26 protein-coding genes and 1 pseudogene are annotated in these 23,019 nt (G+C 34.1%); 16 read left to right on the top strand and 11 right to left on the bottom strand.

From position 1 onward, the window contains the following. The first annotated feature begins 42 nt into the window (after positions 1 to 42). A complete protein-coding gene (locus P5P87_RS05610; RefSeq protein ID WP_278021855.1) occupies positions 43 to 1,059 on the top strand; it encodes a sensor histidine kinase in 1,017 nt (338 codons plus the stop codon). Next, positions 1,040 to 1,807: a LytR/AlgR family response regulator transcription factor gene (locus tag P5P87_RS05605; protein ID WP_278021854.1), complete on the top strand. Its 768-nt coding sequence runs from the start codon at positions 1,040 to 1,042 to the stop codon at positions 1,805 to 1,807. The genes P5P87_RS05610 and P5P87_RS05605 overlap by 20 nt, the downstream gene beginning before the upstream one ends. A gap of 207 nt (positions 1,808 to 2,014) precedes the next feature. On the opposite strand, the gene P5P87_RS05600 is transcribed toward P5P87_RS05605, so the two are convergent. From P5P87_RS05600 to P5P87_RS05590, 3 genes are all read right to left on the bottom strand, one after another. Next, entirely contained in the window at positions 2,015 to 2,410 is a 396-nt protein-coding gene (locus P5P87_RS05600) for a DoxX family protein (protein ID WP_198855885.1), read from the bottom strand. 495 nt (positions 2,411 to 2,905) lie between these two features. Continuing rightward, positions 2,906 to 3,316, bottom strand: coding sequence for an NAD(P)H-dependent flavin oxidoreductase (locus tag P5P87_RS05595; RefSeq protein WP_278021853.1), 411 nt, complete (start codon positions 3,314 to 3,316; stop codon positions 2,906 to 2,908). Then, complete coding sequence (locus tag P5P87_RS05590; RefSeq protein WP_278021852.1) at positions 3,288 to 3,962, bottom strand: NAD(P)H-dependent flavin oxidoreductase; 675 nt, start codon at positions 3,960 to 3,962, stop codon at positions 3,288 to 3,290. The genes P5P87_RS05595 and P5P87_RS05590 overlap by 29 nt, the downstream gene beginning before the upstream one ends. Before the next feature lie 221 nt (positions 3,963 to 4,183). Here P5P87_RS05590 and P5P87_RS05585 point away from each other — a divergent pair, with 221 nt between their 5' ends. From P5P87_RS05585 to P5P87_RS05535, 12 genes and pseudogenes are all read left to right on the top strand, one after another. Further along, entirely contained in the window at positions 4,184 to 4,468 is a 285-nt protein-coding gene (locus tag P5P87_RS05585) for a universal stress protein (RefSeq protein ID WP_278021851.1), read from the top strand. Continuing rightward, positions 4,458 to 5,018: a universal stress protein gene (locus P5P87_RS05580; RefSeq protein ID WP_278021850.1), complete on the top strand. Its 561-nt coding sequence runs from the start codon at positions 4,458 to 4,460 to the stop codon at positions 5,016 to 5,018. Before P5P87_RS05585 ends, P5P87_RS05580 begins: the two co-directional genes overlap by 11 nt. Before the next feature lie 590 nt (positions 5,019 to 5,608). Then, a complete protein-coding gene (locus P5P87_RS05575) occupies positions 5,609 to 6,328 on the top strand; it encodes a 3-oxoacyl-ACP synthase III family protein (protein WP_340696655.1) in 720 nt (239 codons plus the stop codon). Continuing rightward, positions 6,291 to 6,656, top strand: a complete 366-nt coding sequence (locus tag P5P87_RS25830; protein ID WP_340696654.1) for a 3-oxoacyl-[acyl-carrier-protein] synthase III C-terminal domain-containing protein — start codon at positions 6,291 to 6,293, stop codon at positions 6,654 to 6,656. Before P5P87_RS05575 ends, P5P87_RS25830 begins: the two co-directional genes overlap by 38 nt. A gap of 38 nt (positions 6,657 to 6,694) precedes the next feature. Further along, complete coding sequence (locus tag P5P87_RS05570) at positions 6,695 to 7,789, top strand: sensor histidine kinase (RefSeq protein WP_278021849.1); 1,095 nt, start codon at positions 6,695 to 6,697, stop codon at positions 7,787 to 7,789. Between the two features lie 5 nt (positions 7,790 to 7,794). Further along, positions 7,795 to 8,550 carry a LytR/AlgR family response regulator transcription factor gene (locus P5P87_RS05565; protein WP_198855880.1) on the top strand — a complete coding sequence of 252 codons (756 nt, stop codon included), beginning with the start codon at positions 7,795 to 7,797 and terminating at the stop codon, positions 8,548 to 8,550. A gap of 443 nt (positions 8,551 to 8,993) precedes the next feature. Further along, complete coding sequence (locus P5P87_RS05560) at positions 8,994 to 10,139, top strand: efflux RND transporter periplasmic adaptor subunit (RefSeq protein WP_278021848.1); 1,146 nt, start codon at positions 8,994 to 8,996, stop codon at positions 10,137 to 10,139. A gap of 27 nt (positions 10,140 to 10,166) precedes the next feature. Next, positions 10,167 to 13,323: pseudogene (locus P5P87_RS05555) on the top strand (efflux RND transporter permease subunit). Between the two features lie 2 nt (positions 13,324 to 13,325). Then, entirely contained in the window at positions 13,326 to 13,706 is a 381-nt protein-coding gene (locus P5P87_RS05550; RefSeq protein WP_278021847.1) for an outer membrane factor lipoprotein domain-containing protein, read from the top strand. Beyond that, positions 13,684 to 14,142 (top strand): TolC family protein, encoded by a 459-nt coding sequence (locus tag P5P87_RS05545; protein ID WP_278021846.1) that lies wholly within the window; start codon positions 13,684 to 13,686, stop codon positions 14,140 to 14,142. Before P5P87_RS05550 ends, P5P87_RS05545 begins: the two co-directional genes overlap by 23 nt. 81 nt (positions 14,143 to 14,223) lie before the next feature. Beyond that, on the top strand, positions 14,224 to 14,703 hold the full coding sequence (locus P5P87_RS05540; protein WP_278021845.1) for a TolC family protein: 480 nt from the start codon (positions 14,224 to 14,226) through the stop codon (positions 14,701 to 14,703). A 114-nt stretch (positions 14,704 to 14,817) separates the two neighbouring features. Next, entirely contained in the window at positions 14,818 to 15,600 is a 783-nt protein-coding gene (locus tag P5P87_RS05535) for a hypothetical protein (protein ID WP_278021844.1), read from the top strand. Positions 15,601 to 15,757: 157 nt separating this feature from the next. Here the strand turns inward: P5P87_RS05535 and P5P87_RS05530 are convergent, their stop codons facing one another. The 8 genes from P5P87_RS05530 to P5P87_RS05495 all read right to left on the bottom strand — a co-directional run bounded on the left by P5P87_RS05530 (position 15,758) and on the right by P5P87_RS05495 (position 21,170). Continuing rightward, complete coding sequence (locus P5P87_RS05530) at positions 15,758 to 16,696, bottom strand: ring-cleaving dioxygenase (RefSeq protein ID WP_278021843.1); 939 nt, start codon at positions 16,694 to 16,696, stop codon at positions 15,758 to 15,760. Between the two features lie 280 nt (positions 16,697 to 16,976). Further along, on the bottom strand, positions 16,977 to 17,327 hold the full coding sequence (locus tag P5P87_RS05525) for a cupin domain-containing protein (RefSeq protein WP_278021842.1): 351 nt from the start codon (positions 17,325 to 17,327) through the stop codon (positions 16,977 to 16,979). Next, complete coding sequence (locus P5P87_RS05520; RefSeq protein ID WP_198855874.1) at positions 17,327 to 17,947, bottom strand: alpha/beta hydrolase; 621 nt, start codon at positions 17,945 to 17,947, stop codon at positions 17,327 to 17,329. The genes P5P87_RS05525 and P5P87_RS05520 overlap by 1 nt, the downstream gene beginning before the upstream one ends. 65 nt (positions 17,948 to 18,012) lie before the next feature. Next, positions 18,013 to 18,303, bottom strand: a complete 291-nt coding sequence (locus tag P5P87_RS05515; RefSeq protein ID WP_278021841.1) for a GNAT family N-acetyltransferase — start codon at positions 18,301 to 18,303, stop codon at positions 18,013 to 18,015. A gap of 108 nt (positions 18,304 to 18,411) precedes the next feature. After that, on the bottom strand, positions 18,412 to 19,227 hold the full coding sequence (locus P5P87_RS05510) for an alpha/beta fold hydrolase (RefSeq protein ID WP_278021840.1): 816 nt from the start codon (positions 19,225 to 19,227) through the stop codon (positions 18,412 to 18,414). Between the two features lie 325 nt (positions 19,228 to 19,552). Further along, positions 19,553 to 19,888 (bottom strand): hypothetical protein, encoded by a 336-nt coding sequence (locus P5P87_RS05505; protein WP_278021839.1) that lies wholly within the window; start codon positions 19,886 to 19,888, stop codon positions 19,553 to 19,555. Further along, on the bottom strand, positions 19,875 to 20,183 hold the full coding sequence (locus P5P87_RS05500; protein ID WP_278021838.1) for a hypothetical protein: 309 nt from the start codon (positions 20,181 to 20,183) through the stop codon (positions 19,875 to 19,877). The genes P5P87_RS05505 and P5P87_RS05500 overlap by 14 nt, the downstream gene beginning before the upstream one ends. 3 nt (positions 20,184 to 20,186) lie before the next feature. Next, a complete protein-coding gene (locus P5P87_RS05495) occupies positions 20,187 to 21,170 on the bottom strand; it encodes a DUF502 domain-containing protein (protein ID WP_198855870.1) in 984 nt (327 codons plus the stop codon). 297 nt (positions 21,171 to 21,467) lie between these two features. Here P5P87_RS05495 and P5P87_RS05490 point away from each other — a divergent pair, with 297 nt between their 5' ends. Together P5P87_RS05490 and P5P87_RS05485 are read left to right on the top strand one after the other, a co-directional pair. Further along, the gene (locus tag P5P87_RS05490; RefSeq protein ID WP_278021837.1) at positions 21,468 to 21,794 is read left to right on the top strand and encodes a hypothetical protein; all 327 of its coding nucleotides are present in this window, start codon (positions 21,468 to 21,470) and stop codon (positions 21,792 to 21,794) included. 297 nt (positions 21,795 to 22,091) lie between these two features. Continuing rightward, positions 22,092 to 23,015: a hypothetical protein gene (locus tag P5P87_RS05485; RefSeq protein ID WP_198855868.1), complete on the top strand. Its 924-nt coding sequence runs from the start codon at positions 22,092 to 22,094 to the stop codon at positions 23,013 to 23,015. Positions 23,016 to 23,019 lie beyond the last annotated feature (4 nt).

Genomic DNA, 23,019 nt, shown 5'->3' with positions numbered 1-23,019 from the left:
TTCAAATAAACTTATCTTTGATCATAACAAACCAATTACAATATGGAAAAAACAAAACGTTTTCAGGTTTCGCTCAAAGTCATTTGGGGAAGTTCGATTGCCTTGGCAGTTATGGCTTCGATACCTAAATTATTTGATGCCGATTCTACACCTGGAGACCTTATTATAAATTCTTCGATTACGCTGTTGTTTTCCCTTTTTATATGGTATTACAACATTTACAGTTTGCCAAAGTTTTCTGCCAATCATGCCAATAAAAGTCTCTTTAACTGGAAACTTTTACTGAGTGTTATTCTGGGGATAGTTTTAATGGTAATTCTTGTAATTGCGCATCAGGAACTATTTCAGGTTTCAAAAATGGATGCTCCAATCATGTTTGAACTTCGCGGTGTTTTGATTAACCTTATTGTCTATATGTTTTTGCATTTGCTTTTTCAGAACTATCAAACGCAGCAAATGGGAGTTGAGCTAGAACGTACAAAAGCAGTAAATCTCGGTGCTCAATACGAATTATTGAAACAGCAGGTAAATCCGCATTTTTTGTTTAATAGTTTGAATACGCTAAAATCTATGGTCGATATCCAAGATCCGCAGAGTTCTGATTTTATCTTGAAATTATCTGATTTTTATCGTTTTACACTAGAAAGCCGAAAAATGGATTTGATTCCGCTTCGCGAAGAACTTCAAATTTTAGATTCGTATGTATATCTGCTAAAAGCACGTTTTGAAGACGGATTTGTCTTAGAAAACGAAATTGATCCAAAACAGTACGATTCGGCAATTCCGCCTTTTACTTTGCAGTTATTGATTGAAAACTGCATCAAACACAATGTAGTTTCTTTAGACAAACCTTTAAAAATAAGACTTTATACAGAAAACGAGTTTTTGGTAGTTGAAAATAAAATTCAGCTCAAAAGAGGCGCCGTTTCTACAGGTGTTGGTTTAGATAATATCAACCAGCGTTTTATGCACCTGATTCATAAAGAAATCGAAATTGACAAAGACGAAACTACCTTTAAAGTAAAAATACCCCTAAATTATGACTATCATAATAATTGAAGATGAAGTAAAAACAGCCAAAGCGCTTGGCCAATTAATTCTGAGCATCAGACCCGATGTTCAGATTTTGTCATATATACAAAGCATTGACGGCGCAGTAGATTATCTTTTAGAAAACGATCAGCCAGATCTTATTTTTATGGATATTCAGCTGGCAGACGGTCAGTGTTTTGAGATCTTTAAGAATGTTGAGGTTTTGTCGCCTGTAATTTTCTGTACTGCTTTTGATGATTATGCGATCGAAGCTTTCAAATCAAACGGAATTGATTATGTTTTGAAACCTTTTTCGAGAGATAGTATTTCGCAGGCTTTAAAGAAAGCGGGAGAACTGAAAAACTTCTTTCAGAGAAACAAAAAAGCCATGCCCGATTTTGATTATTTGTTGACTAGAACTGGTGAAAATAAAGGTAAAAGCAGTTTTTTAGTTTTCAAAAACAACAAATATCAAACCGTTTTAACGGAGAATATTGCGTTTTTCTTTATCAAAAACGAAACGCCAACGATTATGACTTTAGATAAAAACGAATATCCGTTAACACAGTCGTTAGATGAAATTCATAAGCTTTTATCGCCAATACAGTTCTTTAGAATCAACAGACAATATTTGGTTAATTTTTCGGCCATTCGTGAAGCAGAACATTATTTTTCGCGTAAAATAATCGTGAAATTAAGTGTTCCGACAGAAGAAAAAATATTGGTTGGAAAAGAAAAAGCAACCGCATTTTTAAGCTGGTTAGAAAACCGATAGAACCAATTAATTTACCATTTTCTGAGATAAACTAATTGGTTTGATTTTATAATCCGGGAAACATAAAACAGCTTATAAAAAACAAAGCTGAAAGTATAAAACAGAGAATTAGAATGATCTTTTTCATCTTAGTTTGTATTAGAGTAAGAAATAATAAAAATGCCTAATATCAATTATTAGGCATTTTTATTTTAATGTAGTTTTGTTTTAATTGATTGCTGATGGAGTATAAGTTGCTGTATACAGTTTTCTGTACATAGCATACGTTACGCTTACCATTACAAAGGCAATAATGGCATCTGTTGCAGCGCCAAAACCTAAAACGGCAATTTTTGAAAAGAAAGCAAAGATGATATCGAAAAATACGCCTGCGAAAACCCATTCTTTTAATCGTAATAATTTGTTCGGAATTAAAAGTGTAATAACACCAGCTACTTTAAAAACGCCAAGGATATAAATGAAATGTGCTGGATAACCCAATTGTTGTGTAATTCCCCAAACCAATGGATTGTTTGTTAATTCGAAGAAACCGCTTGCGCCAAACCATAAAGAAGTTAATACTGCGCCTGTCCAATAGATAATTTTTGTTGTTTTTGAGTTCATGATTTTGATATTTAAAGTTATTTAACGGTACAAATGTGCGTTGAAAGCTTTAAAATCGAAATCAGAATTTTGGTGAAACGGACAAACTTTGAGGCGAACTGGACAGGGAGTGGGGTGGTGTTTTTTAACGCAAAGTGCGCTAAGGTTTTCTTTTGATTTTGATAGTGTTTTAAGTTCGCAAAGCTTTGTGTGGAAATATTATATTTTTTAATCTCGCAAAGTCGCAGAGTCGCAAAGTCTTTTTATTTCTCGCAGATTTGGCAGATTGAGCAGATTATATTTTTAAATATGAAAAAAATCTGTTAAATCTGCTAAATCTGCGAGAGACAAATTCCTTTAATCACAATAATATGTGGCTTAAAAAAATTCCTTTGTGACTCTGCTAGATTTGAAAAAGTCTGAGCACAAAGCTTTAAGTCTAGTGAGAACTTTGCTAACTTAAAATCTACAGCATTTACATAAAAAAGAACCTTTGCGCACTTTGCGTTAAAAAAACTAAGCAGACATTTCAGCAATTAAAGCCTGCATCAACTCGCCGGCTTTATGGTATTTTAAATTGCTTGTGTTTTGTCCCGACCAGAAATTTACTAAATCGGTTCTTTCTTGAGCTAAAGCGGCAGTTTTTAAAGAAGCCATTAATCTAGTTTGAAGCGGAAAAGGAAGCACTTCAGATTCAAAAGGAACAGTGTCAGATATTTTATTGCAAACCATTCGGCCCATTCTCCCTGTAAGCGATTTTGAAATTGTTGTCGGAATATTGGGGTTTGCAAACAATGTTTCTTTATGTAAAGGTACAGCAGCAGATTCGTCGGTAACCATAAAAGCAGTTCCCAATTGGACAGCATCAGCACCTAAAGTCATAGCGGCGGCGATTCCTTTAGCATCTATAATTCCGCCAGCGAGCAATAATTGGCGTTTTGGTTTTTGCTTTTAATTGTTGAATGAGACTAAATAATCCTGTAAAAGAATCTTGAGCAGGTTTTAAGAACGTTGGCCTGTGTCCGCCAGCTTCAAATCCTGCGGCGACAATTGCGTCTACTTCGGCATCTTCTAGTGCAAGTGCTTCTTCTAATGTTGTGGCAGCACCAACGGTTTTTATTCCAAGTTTTCTGCTTTCTTGAAGAATTTCTTTTGACGGAATTCCGAAAATGAAACTAAAAACAGCAGGTTTGAGTTCGAATAAAACTTCTACTTGTTTTTCAAATTTAGAAGGAATATCAGAAGATAAATCAGGAAGCGAAATTCCTAATTCATCAAAGTAAGGTTTAAAATTATGTTTTAACTTTTCTAATTTCTCTTTTGGATAATTTATAAGACTTTCGTCAACATCATTAACCCATAAATTGATGTTATAAGGTTTAGAAGTGGCAAGTTTGATTTCTTTTCCGGCTTGTCGAATTTCTTCTGGTGTGAGCGTATAAGCGCCGTAACTGCCCAATCCGCCTGCGTTGCTTACAGCTGCCAAAAGTGAAGCTGTAGAAAAACCGCCTCCCATAGGGCCTTGTAAAATGGGATGCTCAATGCCTAGTAATTCTGTTATTTTGGTTTTCATGCTTGAACCTAATTTTTTAACGAATAGTAAAATTACTAAATATTAAAACGGTTCGCTTCAATAATTTTTATTGTTTTTTAAAGTAAGAAACAAAAAAGGAAAGGCTGTTTTTTCAGGAATGAAATTTTACGGTTGAGTCGTTAAAAATGATTATTCGGTTATATAAAAAAAGATTGAAGCCTTTATTTGAGCACTTTTGCGAGAAAGTTTAATTATATTCTATGAATTCACCTCTTACTATAATCGCCGCAACAAATTTTTCTGCCATCGCCACTAATGCAGTTAATTATGCCGCTGGACTTGCCAAAGCCACAGGCGCAAAATTGGTTTTATTTAATTCATTTTCATTGAGTGTGCACAGTGCTAACTCTCATATAACTGCAGATGCAATGCAAAAGCAGATTGAAAGAGCGATTTCTAAACTAGAAAACTTAGCTAAAGAAATGGCCGATTCGTTTAAAATCGAAACAGCGAGCAATCTGTACGTATTCTTTTTTGGAAGATGAACTTCCGAAAATTATTGCAGAAACAAACGCAGATGTAGTTGTAATGGGAATGGCCGAACGTTCTTTTGAACAGGAATTATTAGGAAATTCAACTACAACGGCAATTAAGAATCTTCAAATTCCCGTTTTGGCAGTTCCTGAAAATGCACATTTCTTAAATATCAAAAAAGTATTATATGCATGCGATAGTTTGAGTTTTTCGGCTATTAAGAAATTTAGCTGGATTAAAAATGCTTTGGGAGATTTTGGTGCAGAAATTGAGTTTTTTAGTGTAGACGAAAAATTAGACGATTTAAAAGAAGAACAACACAGGGTTTTAATGAATTCGAATATCGAAAAAGAATTTGAAGATGTAAAATATCTTTATAAAACGGTAAGATCGAACGCTGTTATTAACGAAATCAGAAAAGAAATTAAGAATTACGAGGCCGATTTACTGATTATGGTACCTCAAAAATACGGTTTTTGGGATTCTTTGGTTCATAGAAGTAAAACTAGGATTTTGGCGACAGGGCTTGATATTCCATTATTGTCGTTTCCGAATTATTAAAGATTGATTTGATTTAAAAATAATGATATAAAAATTACAAGGTTTTTTTGAAGAAATTTTATCAGAATAAATTTTAACAGATTTTTTTTGATTTTAGGGATTCTATAATTTTTAGCGTTTGTTGCCGAATTTCAAAATTATATTTTAACATTTGAGGCAGTTTTGTTAATTATTCTTAATTGTCTGCTAGTTTCAGATTTTTTTAAATTAATTTTGTGGCACTCTAAAAATTTAAATGCAAATAGGTTTTTTATCAGTATGGCAACAGCTACAATTGAGAGTTATCTACAAACTGAAACAGCATTATATGATTTTAAAAATAAGATAAATTAAAGATTATATACCAAGTAATACCGAGAGAACACTTGGTGTATATTTTTAATTTATTTTAATTGGATTTTGTATAATCTTTTTGGTTTGTTCAGGTTTTTAAAACAATATTTCTCAGAAAAGTTATTGTCAGCAGATTTAATCGGCTTTTTAGGAATGCAATTGTCTTTCCTGCATCAGTTCTAAAGAAACTGTAAAAAGAAGAGAAAAGTATTAAGCATTGGGTTCTAAGAGTACAAAGCTTAAAAAAATAAAAAACAATGAGCGCAGTAATTACAGCAATAGGTGGTTTCGTACCATCATCAATTCTGACCAATAAAAAGATTTCAGAAACAGTTGATACATCGGAGGAATGGATCATTAAAAGAACTGGAATTAAAGAACGTAGAATCGCAGACGACGACACAGCAACATCTGATCTTGCTGCGGCAGCGATTGAAAATCTTTTCGAAAATTATAACGTAGATCGGAACGAGATTGAAGCTTTGCTTGTCGCAACAGCAACTCCCGATCACATTTTAGCACCAACTGCAAGTATTGTTTGCGATAAAAGCGGACTTACAAATGCTTTTGGGATTGACATGAACGCAGCTTGTAGCGGATTTCTATATGCGCTAGAAATGGGAGCAAATATGATCGAAAGCGGACGTTATAAGAAATTAATCATCGTTGGGGCTGATAAAATGAGCTCTATCGTAGATTATGAAGATCGTAATACTTGTATTCTTTTCGGAGATGGAGCAGGTGCGGTTTTGTTAGAAAAAACAGAATCTGAGTACGGTTTAATGAAAACGATTTTAAAAACTGACGGAAGCGGAGTTTCTTCTTTGGCTGTACCGGCTGGAGGTTCTAGAAACCCAACTTCTATGCAGAGTCTTTTGCACAGAACGCATTATTTAAAACAAGACGGAGCTTTTGTATTTAAGAGAGCCGTTGCGAGCAATGAGCCAAGTTTCTCAAGATGCTTTGGCAAAGAATGATTTGGAAGCAACTCAAATTGATTGGGTTGTGCCACATCAAGCCAATTTGAGAATTATTAATGCTGTAGGCGAAAGTTTAAATATTGATTCTGATAAAGTAAAAGTAAATATTGACCGTTACGGAAATACAACATCGGCAACAGTTCCTTTATGTTTATGGGATTTTGCGGCTGATTTCAAAGAAGGTCAAAATGTATTGATTACTACTTTTGGTGCAGGTTTTTCTTGGGGTGCAACGTGTCTGAAATGGGGCGTTATGCGTGAGAAAAATCCAGTTGCTACCATAAAAGCAAACAAAAAAGAAGAGGGTGTTCTTGTTGAACACTAATAAGATAGGATTTTTCAATTTTACAGTTGAGGGAATTAATGGGTAGAAAGAACCAAAATAAAAAATCGGGCAAGAATTTTTTCTATAAATACTACAGGGTTATAGTAATTCCAGCCGTTTTTTTGGTCTATCTTTCTTCGTATTATTTTCTAAATCCGTACCGAAATTTTGAAGAAGAAGGTTTGCTCGATTTAGATCAGACCTTCGATATCTTCATTATTTTATTGTATTGCGCCATCCTTACAGAACTAACTTTGTTTGTTGGGCGCAAATTAAATTACTACATCAGTTGGGAACAAAATCCGGCTTTTAGAGCAATAGCACAGTTTATTTGTCTTATTGCCGGAAATATACTTTTAAACTATTTTTTCTCTTGCCTTTGGGATTATTTATATCCATGTACTGCTTTAGAAGAAAATGATTTGGTTGTAATATGGCAGTCTAAAATTATGGCCGCAATTATTTCGCTTTTTATAAGTGCCATTCATACTGGAATATTTCTATTAAACAGATGGCGTTTAAATGCTATAGAAACAACAGAATTAAAGGTTAAAGCCTCTGAACTTCAAGAAGCGGTAACGCGTTCAAAATTAGAATCTCTTAAAATGCAGTTAGATCCGCATTTTGTATTCAATAATTTCAGCACTTTGACAGAGCTGATTTATGAAGATCAGAAAGAAGCGACTTCGTTCTTAGAAAATATAACGAGAGTATATCGTTATATGATTTCGAACTCAAATAAAGATACCATTACAGTAAAAGAGGAAATCGAATTCTTGAATGCGTATTTTTATTTGCTGAAGAAAAGATTGGGCGAAAAAATAGATTTAAAAATTGAGGTTGACGCTGCTTCGCTTGCACTTCATTTACCGCCTTTAACGTTGCAATTATTGGTAGAAAACGCCGTAAAACATAATATGGCAACTTTGGCCAATCCGCTTACGATTACTGTTTTCTCTAATTCTGGAGATATTATTGTTCGAAATAACTTGCGGCAAACAGCTGGAAAAAGTCTGGTTTCAACAGGAATTGGAAATAAAAACATTGAATTTCGTTATAAAATTTTATCTGAAAGAATGCCAACTTTTAGCGAATCAAATGGCTATTATGAAGTGCATCTGCCATTAATTTAAGAATTATGAAAATTTTAATTGTAGAAGATGAAAGCATTAACGCCAGCAGGTTAAAGAGACTGTTGGAAGAACTAGAACCCAATTGTGAAATTTTAGACATAATTGACACGGTTGTCGATACTGTTTCATGGCTCAAATCTAACCCAAAACCCGATTTAATTACAATGGACATTCGTTTAGCAGACGGACTTAGTTTTGCTATATTTGATGAAATCAACATCACTTGTCCTGTAATTTTTACTACAGCTTATGACGAATATGCAATTCGTGCTTTTAAGGTAAACAGCATCGATTATTTGATGAAACCCATTGAAAAGACGGAGTTGGAGTTTGCCCTAGCTAAATTCAAATCTTTAAATAAAAACGAATCTAGCGTAACCAATATCGCAGGAATCCTAAAAGAACTGATCGAAAAACCAGTTTTTAGAATGCGTTTTTTGGTAACGTATCGTGACGGCTATAAAAGTGTAGACGTTTCAGATATCGACTTTATATATTCTGAGTTTAAAACCAGTAATTTGTTTCTTAAATCTGGTGTCATTATCTCAATTCCGCAAACTATGGAAGAACTGGAGCAAGAATTAGATCCGAATATCTTTTTCCGCGCTAACCGCCAGTTTTTCATTCGTGCCGAAAGCATTAAATCTATTGCAAACTATTTCAACGCAAAATTAAAAATCCAACTTAGACTAGATCCCGAACGCGAGGTAATCATCAGTCGTGAAAAAACTCCTTTCTTTAAGCAGTGGATGGATAGATAAGAAAGTTTCTAAGTTTCTAAGATGCTGAGATTCTAAGGTTTTCTGTTTTGCCACGAATTACACTAATTTCCGCTAATTTTATTTCTTGAAGTTGCGATGTTTTACTCTCGTTTTTTGTCATTTCTCCTTTGTCGAAAAGACAAACTATATGTTTTGCCATTCTTGCTGATAAAAATTCGAGAAATTGTATTCACAGTATTTCATAAAACAATTTAATTAGAGAAAATTCGTGAATTCGTAGCAAAAAAACTTTGTGACTCTCCGTCTTTGTGAAATTTCCTTTCATTTATTCTTAAAAAAAACTTTGTGCCCTAGCGCCTTCGTGGCACAACAAAACCCATCCGTTTCAGTATCAAAAAATGTCGTTTGGGTAAATTTCTTCCTTAAAAAAGCGGTTTTACGCTGTTATTTTGTCTGCCAAATTTGAGGTAATTCATTTAAAAATGAAAAGTAAAATGACAAAACAGTTTTTTAAAAATAATAAAGCAATTGGCAGAATTGCAATTTTATTGATAACCATTTCTCTTGCATCATGTGGGAAAAGCGGAGATGCGCAGATGGCTCCTCCAAAGCCAGAAGTAGACTTTCTTCAGACCAATTCGGCAACAGGAGAAGTTGAAAAGAAATATCCAGGAACAGTTGAAGGTTCTGTAAACGTTGATATAAAAGCACAAGTATCAGGTTATTTGGAAGCAATTTATGTAAAAGAAGGAGATTATGTAACCAAAGGACAATCTCTTTTTAAAATTAAAGGTGACGTTTATGCCGAACAAGTAAACAATAGTCGTGCGGCTTACAAAAGCGCTTTGGCAAATCAAGCAAATGCGAAACTGGAAGTAGAAAAAATTAAACCTTTAGTAGAAGGAAAAGTTTTCTCAGACATGCAGTTAAAAACGGCACAGGCCAATTACGAAGCTGCGACAGCACAAGTAGCACAGGCTAAAGCCGCTTTAGGATCATCTCAGTTAAATGCCGATTTCTCTTTGATTAAAGCTCCTGTAAGCGGCTATATTAGCCGTATTCCAAACCGAATTGGAAATTTAGTTACACCGACAGATGCTGTTCCGCTGACTGTTTTATCTGAAATTAACAACGTCTTCGTTTATTTTTCGCTAACAGAAGCAGATTATTTAGCTTTTTCTAAAGATTCAAAAAGTAATCAGACTGTAAGTTTAATTATGGCCGATGACAGCGAGTACGATCAAAAAGGAAAATTGGAAGTAGCGAGTGGAAACGTCGATCGTGCAACGGGTACAATTGCTTTAAAAGCTATTTTTCCAAATCCAAAAAAAGAATTACGTGCGGGAGGTTCTGCGAGAATTGTCTTGAACAAAAGTTTGTCATCTGTAATTACAGTTCCAATGGCGAGCGTAAAAGATATTCAAGATAAATTCTTTGTTTTTATTCTAAAGGAAGGCAATAAAGTAGCTATGGTTCCAATCGAAATTGCAGGAAGTGCAGGAGTAGATTATTTCGTAAAATCCGGATTAAAATCTGGAGATAAAGTAGCGCTGAATAATATCGATGTACTTTATGATAGAATGGAAGTCGTTCCAAAAATCGTCGCTAAAAACACAAGCAGTAAATAATTTTTCATTTAATAAAATAACATTTCCATGTTAAAGAAAATAATAGACAGGCCAGTATTGGCCACAGTTATCTCTATTGTACTGGTTATACTGGGGATCATAGGTCTTACCCGATTATCTGTAACGCGATTCCCAGATATTTCGCCGCCAACAGTTATGGTAAGCGGTTCTTATCCAGGAGGAAACAGTGAAACCGTTATTCGTTCGGTAGTAACACCTTTAGAAGAGCAGATTAACGGAGTAGAGAACATGCAGTACATTAAATCGACTGCAAGTAATGACGGATCTTTCTCTATCAGCGTAATTTTTAAACAAGGAGTAGATCCAGATCAAGCTGCGGTAAACGTTCAGAATAGAGTACAGCAAGCAACGCCAAAACTGCCTCAAGAAGTTATCCGAATGGGATTAACAACTTCGAAACAGCAAAATAGTATGATTGTTATTTTCAACTTATATACAGATGATAATAGCAAATACGACGAGTTGTTCTTGCAGAATTACGCCAATATAAACTTAGTTCCTCAAATGAAACGTGTTCCGGGTGTTGGACAAGTTCAGATTTTTGGACAGAAAGATTATTCGATGCGTGTTTGGTTGGATCCGCGTAAAATGGCAAATGCAGGTTTAGTGCCTTCAGATGTAACACAGGCCATTGCAGAACAAAGTTTAGAATCGGCTCCAGGTAAATTGGGAGAAGAATCTACAGCGGCTTTAGAATATGTAATTCGTTACAAAGGAAAAAAGAACAAACCAGAACAATATGAAAATATTGTGGTTAAAAATGTTGGCGACAATGTTTTAAGATTGAAAGATGTAGCGAGAGTTGAATTTGGTTCTATTTCGTACAGTGGTGATAATAAATCGAATAGTAAAAATGCCGTTACGATGGCGATTTTACAAACTTCGGGTTCAAACGCCAATGACATCGAAATCGGAATCAATAAAGAAGTAGAACGATTATCGAAATCTTTTCCTCCGGGTATTAAATACGTAAACGTAATGAGTACCAAAGAAAGACTAGACGAAGCAACAGGTCAGGTAAAATCGACTTTATTTGAAGCTTTCATTCTGGTATTTATTGTGGTGTTTATTTTCCTTCAGGACATTCGCTCGACGATTATTCCAGCTATTGCAGTTCCGGTTGCGATTGTAGGAACGTTTTTCTTCCTGCTGGTTTTCGGATTTACGATTAATATCTTGACGCTTTTTGCCTTGGTATTAGCGATCGGAATTGTAGTCGATGATGCCATTGTTGTTGTCGAAGCCGTTCACAGTAAAATGGAAGAAGATGAAGAAATTTCAGCCAAAGAAGCAACTCATGGTGCGATGGCAGAAATTACAGGAGCCGTAATTTCGATTACTTTGGTGATGTCGGCAGTATTTATTCCGATCGGATTTATGACGGGATCTTCTGGGATTTTCTATAAACAATTTGCTTATACATTGGCCATTGCGATTATCATTTCTGCTGTAAATGCCTTGACGCTTACGCCTGCATTATGTGCGCTTTTGCTAAAAAATCATGGTGGTAAACATGGTGATCATGAACATAAAACGAGTTTTAAAGATCGTTTTTTCGTTGGATTTAATACAAGTTTCGATAATTTAACGGGAAGATATATTAAAGGCGTTCGTTTCTTAATTGGAAGAAAATGGATTGCTGCAGGATTAGTAACAGGAATCACGGCAATTGCGGTTTACATGATGATGTCTACTCCAAAAAGTTTTGTGCCTTTAGAAGATGATGGTTTCATGGTTTATAGTTTGTCTATGCCACCAGGAACAGCTCTTGATCGAACTACTGCTGTAATTGAAAAATTAGAGAAAGAATTGGCTCCAATAGAAGCGATTGATGTTAATACAAGCATTACAGGATTCAATATTTTGAGCAATAGTGCCAGTCCTGCTTATGGTTTAGGATTTATCAAATTAAAACCTAAGAAAGATAGAGGAGCGGTAAAAGATATTGAGGAAATCATGAATATCGTAAACGGAAAACTGGCTAAAATTAAAGAAGGTCAGATTATGGTTTTCAGAATGCCACCTGTTGAAGGATTTGGGGTAACGAGTGGTGCTGAGATTGTATTGCAAGACAGAATGGCAAGAAGTCCAGAAACTTTAAAAGCAATGTCTGATAAAGTGATTGCAGAGATTATGAAACAGCCAGGAGTTCAATACGCATATACCACTTTTAGAGCCGATTATCCGCAATTGGAATTGGAAGTTGACGAAGATAAAGCGCGTCAAATGGGCGTAAATATCAAGGAACTTTTAGGAAATATTCAGACGTATTTTGCAGGAGATCAATCAGCTGACTTTTCAAGATTTGGTAAGTTTTACAGAGTAAATGTAAAAGCTGATGGTATTTTTAGAATGGATGAAGATGCATTTAATGAAATTTTTGTGAGAAATGCTCAAATGCAAATGGTTCCAGTAAAATCGATTGTGAAATTCCATAAAGTTTACGGTCCAGAATCAGTGAATCGTTATAACCTTTATAATTCGGTAAATATTACAGCAATGGCTTTGCCTGGCTACAGTAACGGACAAATTATGGCTAATCTAGAGCAAGTTTTAGATAAACTTCCGTCTGATTACAGTTACGAATGGACTGGTTTAAGTTTGGAAGAAAAAGCAGGAGGAAGTCAAACTGTTGCCATCTTCGGATTGTGTCTCTTGTTTGTATTTTTCTTATTGGCGAGCACAATACGAAAGTTATTTATTGCCACTTGCGGTATTGCTTTCTATCCCGACGGGAATCTTAGGAGCTTTTGCAGGAGTTAAAGCAGTTGGTTTAGACAACAATATTTACGTTCAGGTTGGATTAATCATGTTGGTCGGACTTCTTGCTAAAAACGCCATTTTGATTGTGGAATTTGCTTTGCAGAGACGTCTTGCCGGATTAACAATAATTGAAGCCGCAATTGAAGGTTCAAGATCAAGGTTACGACCAATTATCATGACTTCGTTAGCTTTTATTGTAGGTATGATTCCGTTAATGTTTGCCTCTGGAGGAACTGCAGTTGGAAACAGATCGATCAGTGTCAGTGCAGCAGTAGGGATGTTTAGCGGTGTTGTTTTGGGAATTTTTGTGATTCCGTTGCTTTTCATTGTATTCCAATATTTACAAGAAAAAGTATCAAGGAAAAAGATCGCAACTCAAGTTCAAACGATAAAAGAATAAGAATGAAAACATTATATAAAATCGGAATGGTTTTACTTACTGGAGCGATCATGACATCGTGTGTGGTAGGAAAAAAATATTCTCGTACAGATTTACAAGCTCCAGAAAAATACCGCGATGAAATCGCGGTTACTGGAGACACAGTTTTGCTTCCGTGGAAAAACTATTATAAAGATCCTTTATTGGTTGCTTTGATTGAAAAAGCGTTAGTAAAAAACAACGAAGTGATCATTGCAATGAAAAGCATGGAACAGCTCGACCTCAGTTATAAACAAGCCAAATTATCGTTATTACCTACACTAGATTTCGATGCTGGAGCGAGCCGTTCTTATCCTTCTAAAAAATTCCCTAAACGGATCTTTGAGCCAGCAATTTATTGGTAAGGATTATATGGATGATTACAGTGCCAATCTGCGTCTTTCGTGGGAAGTAGATATTTGGGGAAAAGCAGCGATGCAAAAAAGAGATGCCAAAGTCGCTTATTTTGCTCAAAAAGAGAATCTTTCAGCATTAAAAACTCGAATTATTGTTCAAGTGGCGCAAGCTTATTACAATCTTTTAGGTTTAGATGAACAGCTTAAAATTGCAGAGAAAAACATCGAGTTGAGTTCCAATACTTTGAGTATGATGGAATTGCAATACAAATCGGGATCGATTAGTTCTTTGGCAGTAAATCAAACAGAAGCTCAGAAGAAAACGGCTGAATTATTAGTGCCTTTAGCGAAAGCAAATATCGCAGTGCAAGAAAACGCTTTACAGATTTTATGCGGAGAATATCCAGATAAGATTGAAAGAGCTGGAAACATTGATGCTTGCTGAAGTTTCTGTAATTTTTCCAACAGGAATTCGGCTTCGCTTTTGAGCAGAAGACCAGATGTAAAATCTAGCGAATACGCGGTTATGTCTGCCACTGCAAAAACAGGATTGGCAAAAGCAACCATGTATCCAACTTTAAGTTTGAATCCGTCTATTGGAGTAAATTCTTTTGAATTTGAAAATTGGTTTGATTTTCCAGGTTCAATCACCAAAACCATTGCAGCCAATTTAGCGCAACCCATTTTTAGAAAAAAAGCTTTAAGAACGGCTTATGAAGTGGCTGTTTTAGAACAAGAAAAAGCGGTTGTGCAATTTAAACAGTCTTTTATAACAGCAGTTGGCGAAGTAAACGATGCTATGTCAAGATTAAAATATGCTGACGAACGTATTGTTTTGGCAAAAGAGAAAGCAGAATCGTTAGAAAAAGCAACTTCAGATGCTGGTTTGCTTTATAAAAGCGGAATGGCTAATTATCTTGAAGTAATTGCAGCGCAAAACAGTTCGCTACAGAACGAACTAGATTTAGTAACAATAAAACTCGAAAAACTGAATGCAAGCAATTAACCTGTACCGTGCTTTAGGCGGTGGAGTAGAGTAGTGCTTAATTTTCTTAATTCACCATTTCTGTAAGCAATTATGGAGGTGGTGAATTTTCTTTTGAATTGATTTTACTGATTTATGGACAAAATTATTTTTACCCGATCAGAACTTTACAGCTTGGTTTGGAAATTTCCAATACCGCAGATTGCAAAACATTATGAGGTTTCTAGTATGGGAATCAAAAATGCTTGCGAAAAAATGAATATTCCGCTCCCTAAAAGCCGACATTGGATTGGACCTGAATATAAAAGAAAGAATGTTCCTCAGTTACCAATTGATTTTAAAGGAAATAATGAGATTTCGATTTTAAAAAAGACATACGAAATGCAACTTCGAGTTCCTTCAAAATCGACGCCTTTACTCGATTTGGCTCAAAGCATAAAAGATGATGTTCATGCTCCGCTGAGCATTAGCGACAAGCTCGAAAATTCGTTGGAGATTATTACAGCAACAAAGGATTATTGGGAAAGCAGAGGCTTAAACGATAATATCAATCTGGAAAAATTAGAGATTTTGAATTTGAATGTTTCTAAAGAAAGTGCAAATCGCGCTTTACGGTTTATGAATGCTTTGATCAAACTCATTCACTATCGCGGACATGAATTTAAAAAAGGTCTTGATGGTTTGGATACAATTGTTTTTAAGAACGAAAGTGAAATAAAAATAGATTTAAGAGAAGCGCAAAAAAGAATAACCAAAACGGGTTTAAGAGAAACTTTTGGTTATGTTTTTACTGGTGATTTCATTTTTAGAATTTCAAGAGGATCAAACAAAAAAGAATGGCGTGAAGGAAAAATTTCTTTAGAAAATAATCTTGCATTAATTATGGCAAAGATTGAATTAATGGCTGCAGAAGATTAAAAATATCCAAGCGGATTAACATATTTTGAAAGGATTCTCTTTGCCATAAATACTTCCTTCTTCCGAAATATACAAAAAAAAGAGGCTTTCTTTTTGAGAAGCCTCTTTTTCAAATAGTTGTGTTGTGGTTTTCAAACAAACTGGTTTAGTTTTTAAATTAATTAATTTTAACCAAATGAGCTTCAATGGCAGCTCTTTGAGGTTCGTATTGAGCAGGAAGTTTTAAGTTCTGACCTAATTCTTCTAAGCTTTCGTCTACAATAAATCCAGGATTGTCAGTTGCAATTTCGAACAAAACTCCGCCTGGTTCTCTAAAATAAAGAGAGTGAAAATATTGTCTGTCAATTTGTGGTGTAATCTGCAACCCGTATTCTTCTATTTTTTCTCTGAATTTCATTAAAATTTCGTCATTTTTTACACGAAAAGCAACGTGATGAACCGTTCCATTTGCATTTAAACCGCGTTTTTCTTCTGGTAATTCTACCAAGTCAACAATTGCAGCATTTTCTACAGCATCTGTTGCATAACGGTAACGGTTTACATCTTGATCGATCAATTTGTAACCAAATATTTCAGTTAAAACTGCAGCAGTTGGTTTAATGTTATTTAAAGTCAAAGTAATGTTATGAAAACCTCTTGTAGCCACATCAGCTTTTACTTCGTCAGTTTCCCAAGCTTTTCTGTTATCTTCCGTTTTAGATTCAATTAATTCTAATTTTAAACCATCTGGATCTAAGAAAGTCAAATATTTTTCTCCGAATTTTTCAGCTGGTTTATTGTAAATTACGTTGTATTGCTCGAAACGTTTCTGCCAGAAATCCAAACTTCCTTTTGGAACAGAATAACCAATTTCTGTAGCCATTCCAGAACCTTTTCTGCCTTGCTGGATTCCTTCTCCCCACGGGAAGAAAGTTAAAATAGTCCCTGCGCTTCCAACTTCATCACCAAAGTAAAAATGGTAAGTTCCTGGATCATCAAAATTCACTGTTTTTTTGATGAATCTTAATCCTAAAACTTTTGAGTAAAAGTCAAAATTACGTTTAGCGTCTCCTGCAATTGCAGTAATATGATGTAATCCTAAAATTTTATTTTCCATGGTATTTTTATATTAAATAGTTGTTTGATTTTTCTTTTACAAATTTACGTCCGTTATCGCTGTTTATCGATTAACCTAGATTAAGAAAGAAGCGAGGACGATATTTTGTCATTTTTTTAAGTTCTTCCTTCGACGACAATGTTTTGTTAATTGCATAACACGAAAGTAAATGCAGTGTATAGAAATACATTCTGAAAAACAGTATATCCTGTTTTCAGACGTTGTTTTTTGCTGTGACCAATAACCGATCACAGCAAATTATATGAAATATTGATGAATTTTATATTTTGATAAATATTGATTTTCTAAGCTTAAATTCAATATTTTTTGTTTTATGTCCTTTCCCTGTAGTGTCTTCAACCAATAGAATTGAACCCGTGTTGAAAGTTCTTTTTTCTCCTAATGAAGTTTCTATTTCTACACCGCCATCTAGCAAAACAATATATTGGCGGTCTGGAGCATTATGAAAATCGTAATCGTAAGAAGGATTAACTTCTCTAAAAACGATAGATTTAACGGGTTCATCATCAGATAGAAATCCGATATCGCCGTTGTTTTTTAACGGAACATCAAAGTCTTTAAAATGACTCTCTCCGTTTGCATCGCTATAAATGCGAGTTATCGTAATCATTACTTTTTATTGAAAACTAATGCATTGGCACAATTTATCTCATCTTGACTAATGGTATGTCCCATATTTGGATAGATTTTTTTTGTAACATCTGCACCCATTTTCTCCATAAGCGTTTCAGTATCATTTACTCTTTCTACAGGAACATGAAAATCAGGATCGCTTGTTCCGATAAAAACAGGCGTGTTTTCAAAATTTCCTGCATAATGGTTTTCATAGACTTTATCGCCAATTAATCCGCCAGTAAAAGCAACGATTCCACCGTATTTTGCAGCATTTCTTGTTGTAAATTCCAAAGCTAGACATGCTCCTTGTGAAAATCCTAAGAAATAAATATTTTCTTTTTCGATTCCGTTTTGCTGAATAGCAACCACAACTTGATGTATTGCTTCCAACGATTTTGAAAACGAAGGTTCATTTTCGTTTAGCGGCGCTAAAAACGAATACGGATACCAAGTTCTGTTTTCTGCTTCAGGCGCAATCAATGCAAAATCATCAACCTTAAGATGTTTTGCGATAGAAAGAATATCATGTGCGCTTGCACCACGTCCATGAATCATAATTAAAGCTTTTTTCGCTTCATTTAAAGGAACACCGTCTGTTAATATTTCTGTATTCATAGTATTTAAATCTTTACTTTTTAGTCTAGAGATTGGAGTCTTTCGTCTTTATTTTTTCATCTTTTTTACTTCTTCCAAATATCTTCGTTTTCGTCTGGATGTCTTTTAAATTGCGCATGAACATACGGACAAAGTGGTAAAACTTTCAAATTATTGGCGCGAACATAAGAAACCATTTCTTCTAAAAGCTTCTTAGCATAACCTTTTCCTTCGCCCTCTGGCTCAACTCCCGTGTGGTAAACTGTCAGTAAATCAGGTTTAATGCTTACTGTCATTTCGCCTAGTTTTTTACCATCAACATAAAGATTAAAAGCGCCATGTTTTTTTTCGTCCAATTCTAATTTTATTGTTTCCATATATTTTTTGATTCAATTTTTTGAGAGAAAATTATTTAGTTGAATTTAAGAAAATTAAACTGTCTATAAAAATAGTTCTACAGACAGTTTAATTAAATCTTTCTGTATTTATTTTATAAAGTCAAGAATATCATTGTTGATTGTTTCTGCTTCTGTAGTTGGCATACCGTGAGGGAAACCAGGATAAGAAATCAATTTTCCGTTTTTCAACAATTTTGTCGCTCTAGGAGCTTGATTGTAAGGAACAATTTGGTCATCTTCTCCATGTAAAACCAAAACTGGAATATCTAAACTTTTTAAGTCTTCTGTAAAATCAGATTCAGAAAACGCTTTAATTCCTTCGTAATGAGACAAAACAGAACCCATCATTCCTTGACGCCACCAATTTTGTTTAATGCCTTCTTGAACAGTTTGTCCTTTACGGTTCCAACCGTAGAACGGAATCGGAAAGTCGTAGAAATATTGTGCTCTATTAAATCCGGTTCCTTTTCTAATTTCGTCAAAAACTGACAATGGAACGCCTTCTGGATTAGATTCGTTTTGAATCATTATCGGAGTAACGGCGCTAATAATTACCGCTTTTGAAATTCTACCTTTTCCGTATTTTGCGGCGTAACGAATTACTTCGCCTCCTCCGGTTGAATGCCCAACGTGAATGGCATCTTTTAAATCTAAAGCTTCAGTCAATTCAGCGATGTCAGATGCATAAGTTTCCATGTTGTTTCCCTCAGAAGCCTGACTAGAACGTCCATGTCCGCGTCGATCGTGTGCTATTACTCTGTAGCCTTTTTGAAGAAAAAACATCATTTGTGCATCCCAATCGTCACTTGACAAAGGCCATCCGTGGTGAAAAACAATTGGTTGACCTTTTCCCCAATCTTTGTAATAAATCTGTGTTCCGTCTTTTACTGTAAATGTGCTCATAATTTTTTGATTTTAAGATTAATTTGTTTTATAATTTTAAGTTTAAATTCGTTATTGGTTTAAAATTTAAACTTACAACTTGTTTTTTGTTTTATTTTGTTTGATTATGGTACAAATGTATTACAGAATAAAATCTGCATCTATTAATCTAGATTAAGAACTGAAAATTTTAAGTTGATAAGCAATGTTAAATTAATGATTTTTTAGTGTAATTTATTGATTTTTAAGTTTTTATAAGGTTAAGTTTTTTGGTTTCTTTATTAGGAAAGAATTTCATTTTAGTATAAAAAAAATGCTAAACGTAATTGTTTAGCATTTGTGGCAGTTAATCTTGTTGGAATGATTTTAGACTTCCATCATCATTAAACTCTATCGAATAGCGTTCTCGGCTTCCGTTTATAGATGACGGATACCATCTTAGTTTATTATTCCAAATAGAAATATAAACACTTGTCGTAGGTTGTGCGCCTTCAACTTCCTTTGTTTTTTCGTTATAAACCTGAGCCACTTTTGCCGCATTTATAAAACTGATTTTATTTAAAGAAACCAAACGTCCTTTAACATCATCACGAACAGAAAGCTGAACAGGTTTTGGTCCTGACCATTTTTCATCGTTAAATTCATAAATGTCTACATATTTTGGATTTTCAGGATGTTGCAAGCATCGCATTTATTCTTCCATCATTATAAAAGTATAAGATCGAGTAAATAAATATTTCTTTTCCATTGTATTGAGGAAGATTTTTCAGTTGTTTTTCTGCTTTTTTTAATATTTCGATATTAGTCAATAGATTAATTTCCTTTTTTTCGCTTTGCAAAGGCGGTGAAGCAACGTTTTCGGATTTTTTATTTACAATTGTATCATTAGGTTTTAAAGTTTCATCTATACTTTTTGAGATCTTTTCGCGACTTAAAAATAAAGTGCAAAACAGCATCAAAATAACTATCTTTTTCATTTGCTATATTTTGTTTAAATCATTTGCAAAAGCAATTTGGTTTGGATTTTCGGGATTATAAAAAATATCAAGGAATTGTTTTTTGGTCATTTCTAAATCTAAAATTCCAATAACTTTTTTCAAACTATTTTGATGCACTAGATTTTTTGTGTCTTTATATTCTAACTCAAAACGCATCATTGGTTGTTCGTTAATATATGTTCCTGTTTGGCTTACATTGATTAATTTGGCCTGAGTTTTTATTCCTTTAAATTTGAGTGCAACCGAATTTTGATCTAAGCCAGTTAGTTTTTTAAATATAAATTGAACCAAAACGCGATAGAACAAAAGCACTAACGGAATTATTAATAACGGATGTCCAAAAGACATAAAACGCCACCCCATACCATGACTTTCGGTTTGATAGGAAAACAAATAATAGGCTACAACGATAAACGTAAAAAATAGCCAACCTAAAATTCTAATTGTTAAATTCCTGATGCTTAAAGTTGGAGTAGCAGATGAAATTACAAAATAAGGAGGTTTTTTCATGTACTTGTCTAGTAATAAACTGATCTGTTTTCCAGCTTCGAACCGTTTTTCATTGGGTTTGGTGTCTGTAATATTGGTTTTATGAATGATTTCGGTATTCGCAAGATTTTTAAAACACAGTTCGAGTTCGTAATTGTCAAATTTAGAATTGAATTTAGAAGCTTTCTTCGAACTAATTATTTCAGCTTCGCGACGTAATCCGTTTAATTTTATTTTCTCCAGATTATTTTTATTGACAAAAACCTGAAAGATCCATTTTTGGAAATAACCAATCAAAAGGATCAGCCAGAGAATTACAGACAATAAAACGATTCCTAAAGCCCAATAAGGATCTTTGGTTTTTAAATCGTTGATATCTAAATCGCTATTGATTGCATAATACAAAATCATTGGAAAAGGGATTGCAAAAAAGAGCATGTAGAGTACCCAAAAGGTAATGGCTAAGTTTTTTTTCATTCGCTGTAAATTGGGGTTATTTAGTAGCTATTTTAGAATTAAAATGTCATAAAAAAACGACAATACTCAAATTTAGATAAAATATGCAAAATATCAAGACTGTTTATGTTAAAGAATTTTTTTACGAAAACAAGAAATGATTCAGAAATAAAACAACCTCTTCTTTAAATGAAATAAAAATTGCATTTCGTTAAAATAAATACAAAATAGTATGTACTTTTGCCTGCAAACTATTGAACAAGCACTTGAAAAGGTTAATCATCATAGCACTTTCTATTTTAATTCTCTCGCCATCTTTTGGCAGACTTGTTCGTTTATGCTTCTTTTAAAATCAACCAGAAAGAAATTGCTAAAACTATTTGCGTTCAGCGTAAACAAGCATTTAACAGTTGTAATGGGCGATGCGAACTTCAAAAAAGCATTAAAAAATATTCTGATAATGAACGAAAAATGCAAGACAGCTTAAAAGATAAATTGGAGCTTGTTTACGTTCAAAATACTGCTGAAATCAATTTTAGCACAATTCCAGTTATCGAATCTAAAGATAACGCTTCAATTTTATTTGATAAGAAACCAATCGGAGCTTCTAATCTTACTTTTCACCCTCCTCTCTATAGAGTTTAGGGATCAATCTTTTTTTTAATTCCAATATTCTCGAATTCCAATTTTTTATAATTGAAATTTTGAATGTCTTATTGCTCGCTTATGCGGATTTTAAATCCAAATTTGAGTAACAAATCGCATAGTTTATTCTTTTAAAACGATATTGATCTTCTTTTGTAATTGAAGAGAATAACTGTATTCTAACTTCATTTACTTTCGCCATTTTCTTGGCTTTTCACTAGCATTTTGGATTTTTTGATATTCAAAAATTTATAGCTTAATGCTAAATTTCAAACATTTTTTTATAACATTCATCAAATGAAATCTTTTAATTTTTGGATAATCGCAGTATTATTTGCGGTTACTTCCTGTACAATTGACAAAACAGATTACGAAGCTGAAACAGGTTCTGAAGTTCCTGAAAACTTGGAATTTAAAGAAGCAACTTCGCTTACAAGCGGAAGCTATAAGGTTAGCATTGAAGCTTTAAACGGAACATTCTATAAAGGATATAATGAGCTTCATCTGAAAATTGTCAATACTCAAAACAGCCAAGAGTTAACGACAGCTGCCGTAACTTTTCTGCCAATTATGAGTAATGCTGACGGAAGCAAAAGTTCGTGTCCGCATCAGTATAATGTTGCATATGATTCTGCTAAAAAGTATTACAGCGGGTATTCTGTTTTTACAGGAGAAAGCTCTACTACAGCGAGTTGGAAATTGTACATCAGTTTTACGGCAGATGGTCAAAAATATGAAATCAATAAAGATGTTACTGTAGAAAAACAAAGCAATAAAAACTTAAATATGACTGCTTTTGCAGGAAGTGATGGAGAACAATATATAATTGCATTGATTTCGCCTCAAAAACCAACTGTTTCAGAAAATGCTTTGATTGCTGGTGTTTACAAATACGATAAACCAACGACTCCTGCAGGAACTTTTCCAGATCCATCTCAGTTTTCCTATTCTGAAGTTGTGGGATATACTTTAAAATTAGATCCGAGAATGCCAGAACCTTCTATGGGAAATCACTCTTCGCCAAATAATAAAGACTTGACGCAAGGAGACGACGGTTTGTATCACGGTGTTGTCAATTATACGATGACTGGAAATTGGACATTGAACTTAATTATGATGAACCAAAACGGATTAATTGTAAAAGGGACCATTGTTCCAACTGATCATACGCCAGGAGTAGAAGGCGTAAAAAGTGAACTTTATATTGATACTTTATTCTAAAAAC

It is taken from the genome of Flavobacterium ginsengisoli, assembly GCF_029625315.1.
Classification (GTDB): domain Bacteria; phylum Bacteroidota; class Bacteroidia; order Flavobacteriales; family Flavobacteriaceae; genus Flavobacterium; species Flavobacterium ginsengisoli.
This window is presented reverse-complemented; position numbering and strand designations above follow the sequence as displayed.

Bases quoted from the DNA above. Each gene is read 5' to 3' on its own strand.
- P5P87_RS05610 (WP_278021855.1), top strand. From the start codon at position 43: ATGGAAAAAACAAAACGTTTTCAGGTTTCGCTCAAAGTCATTTGGGGA.
- P5P87_RS05570 (WP_278021849.1), top strand. From the start codon at position 6,695: ATGGGTAGAAAGAACCAAAATAAAAAATCGGGCAAGAATTTTTTCTAT.
- P5P87_RS05540 (WP_278021845.1), top strand. From the start codon at position 14,224: ATGTCTGCCACTGCAAAAACAGGATTGGCAAAAGCAACCATGTATCCA.
- P5P87_RS05510 (WP_278021840.1), bottom strand. From the start codon at position 19,227: ATGAGCACATTTACAGTAAAAGACGGAACACAGATTTATTACAAAGAT.
- P5P87_RS05575 (WP_340696655.1), top strand. From the start codon at position 5,609: ATGAGCGCAGTAATTACAGCAATAGGTGGTTTCGTACCATCATCAATT.
- P5P87_RS05565 (WP_198855880.1), top strand. From the start codon at position 7,795: ATGAAAATTTTAATTGTAGAAGATGAAAGCATTAACGCCAGCAGGTTA.
- P5P87_RS05515 (WP_278021841.1), bottom strand. From the start codon at position 18,303: ATGGAAACAATAAAATTAGAATTGGACGAAAAAAAACATGGCGCTTTT.
- P5P87_RS05550 (WP_278021847.1), top strand. From the start codon at position 13,326: ATGAAAACATTATATAAAATCGGAATGGTTTTACTTACTGGAGCGATC.
- P5P87_RS05590 (WP_278021852.1), bottom strand. From the start codon at position 3,962: ATGAAAACCAAAATAACAGAATTACTAGGCATTGAGCATCCCATTTTA.
- P5P87_RS05585 (WP_278021851.1), top strand. From the start codon at position 4,184: ATGAATTCACCTCTTACTATAATCGCCGCAACAAATTTTTCTGCCATC.
- P5P87_RS05530 (WP_278021843.1), bottom strand. From the start codon at position 16,696: ATGGAAAATAAAATTTTAGGATTACATCATATTACTGCAATTGCAGGA.
- P5P87_RS05535 (WP_278021844.1), top strand. From the start codon at position 14,818: ATGGACAAAATTATTTTTACCCGATCAGAACTTTACAGCTTGGTTTGG.
- P5P87_RS05605 (WP_278021854.1), top strand. From the start codon at position 1,040: ATGACTATCATAATAATTGAAGATGAAGTAAAAACAGCCAAAGCGCTT.
- P5P87_RS05600 (WP_198855885.1), bottom strand. From the start codon at position 2,410: ATGAACTCAAAAACAACAAAAATTATCTATTGGACAGGCGCAGTATTA.
- P5P87_RS05520 (WP_198855874.1), bottom strand. From the start codon at position 17,947: ATGAATACAGAAATATTAACAGACGGTGTTCCTTTAAATGAAGCGAAA.
- P5P87_RS25830 (WP_340696654.1), top strand. From the start codon at position 6,291: ATGAGCCAAGTTTCTCAAGATGCTTTGGCAAAGAATGATTTGGAAGCA.
- P5P87_RS05560 (WP_278021848.1), top strand. From the start codon at position 8,994: ATGAAAAGTAAAATGACAAAACAGTTTTTTAAAAATAATAAAGCAATT.
- P5P87_RS05500 (WP_278021838.1), bottom strand. From the start codon at position 20,183: ATGAAAAAGATAGTTATTTTGATGCTGTTTTGCACTTTATTTTTAAGT.
- P5P87_RS05485 (WP_198855868.1), top strand. From the start codon at position 22,092: ATGAAATCTTTTAATTTTTGGATAATCGCAGTATTATTTGCGGTTACT.
- P5P87_RS05525 (WP_278021842.1), bottom strand. From the start codon at position 17,327: ATGATTACGATAACTCGCATTTATAGCGATGCAAACGGAGAGAGTCAT.
- P5P87_RS05495 (WP_198855870.1), bottom strand. From the start codon at position 21,170: ATGAAAAAAAACTTAGCCATTACCTTTTGGGTACTCTACATGCTCTTT.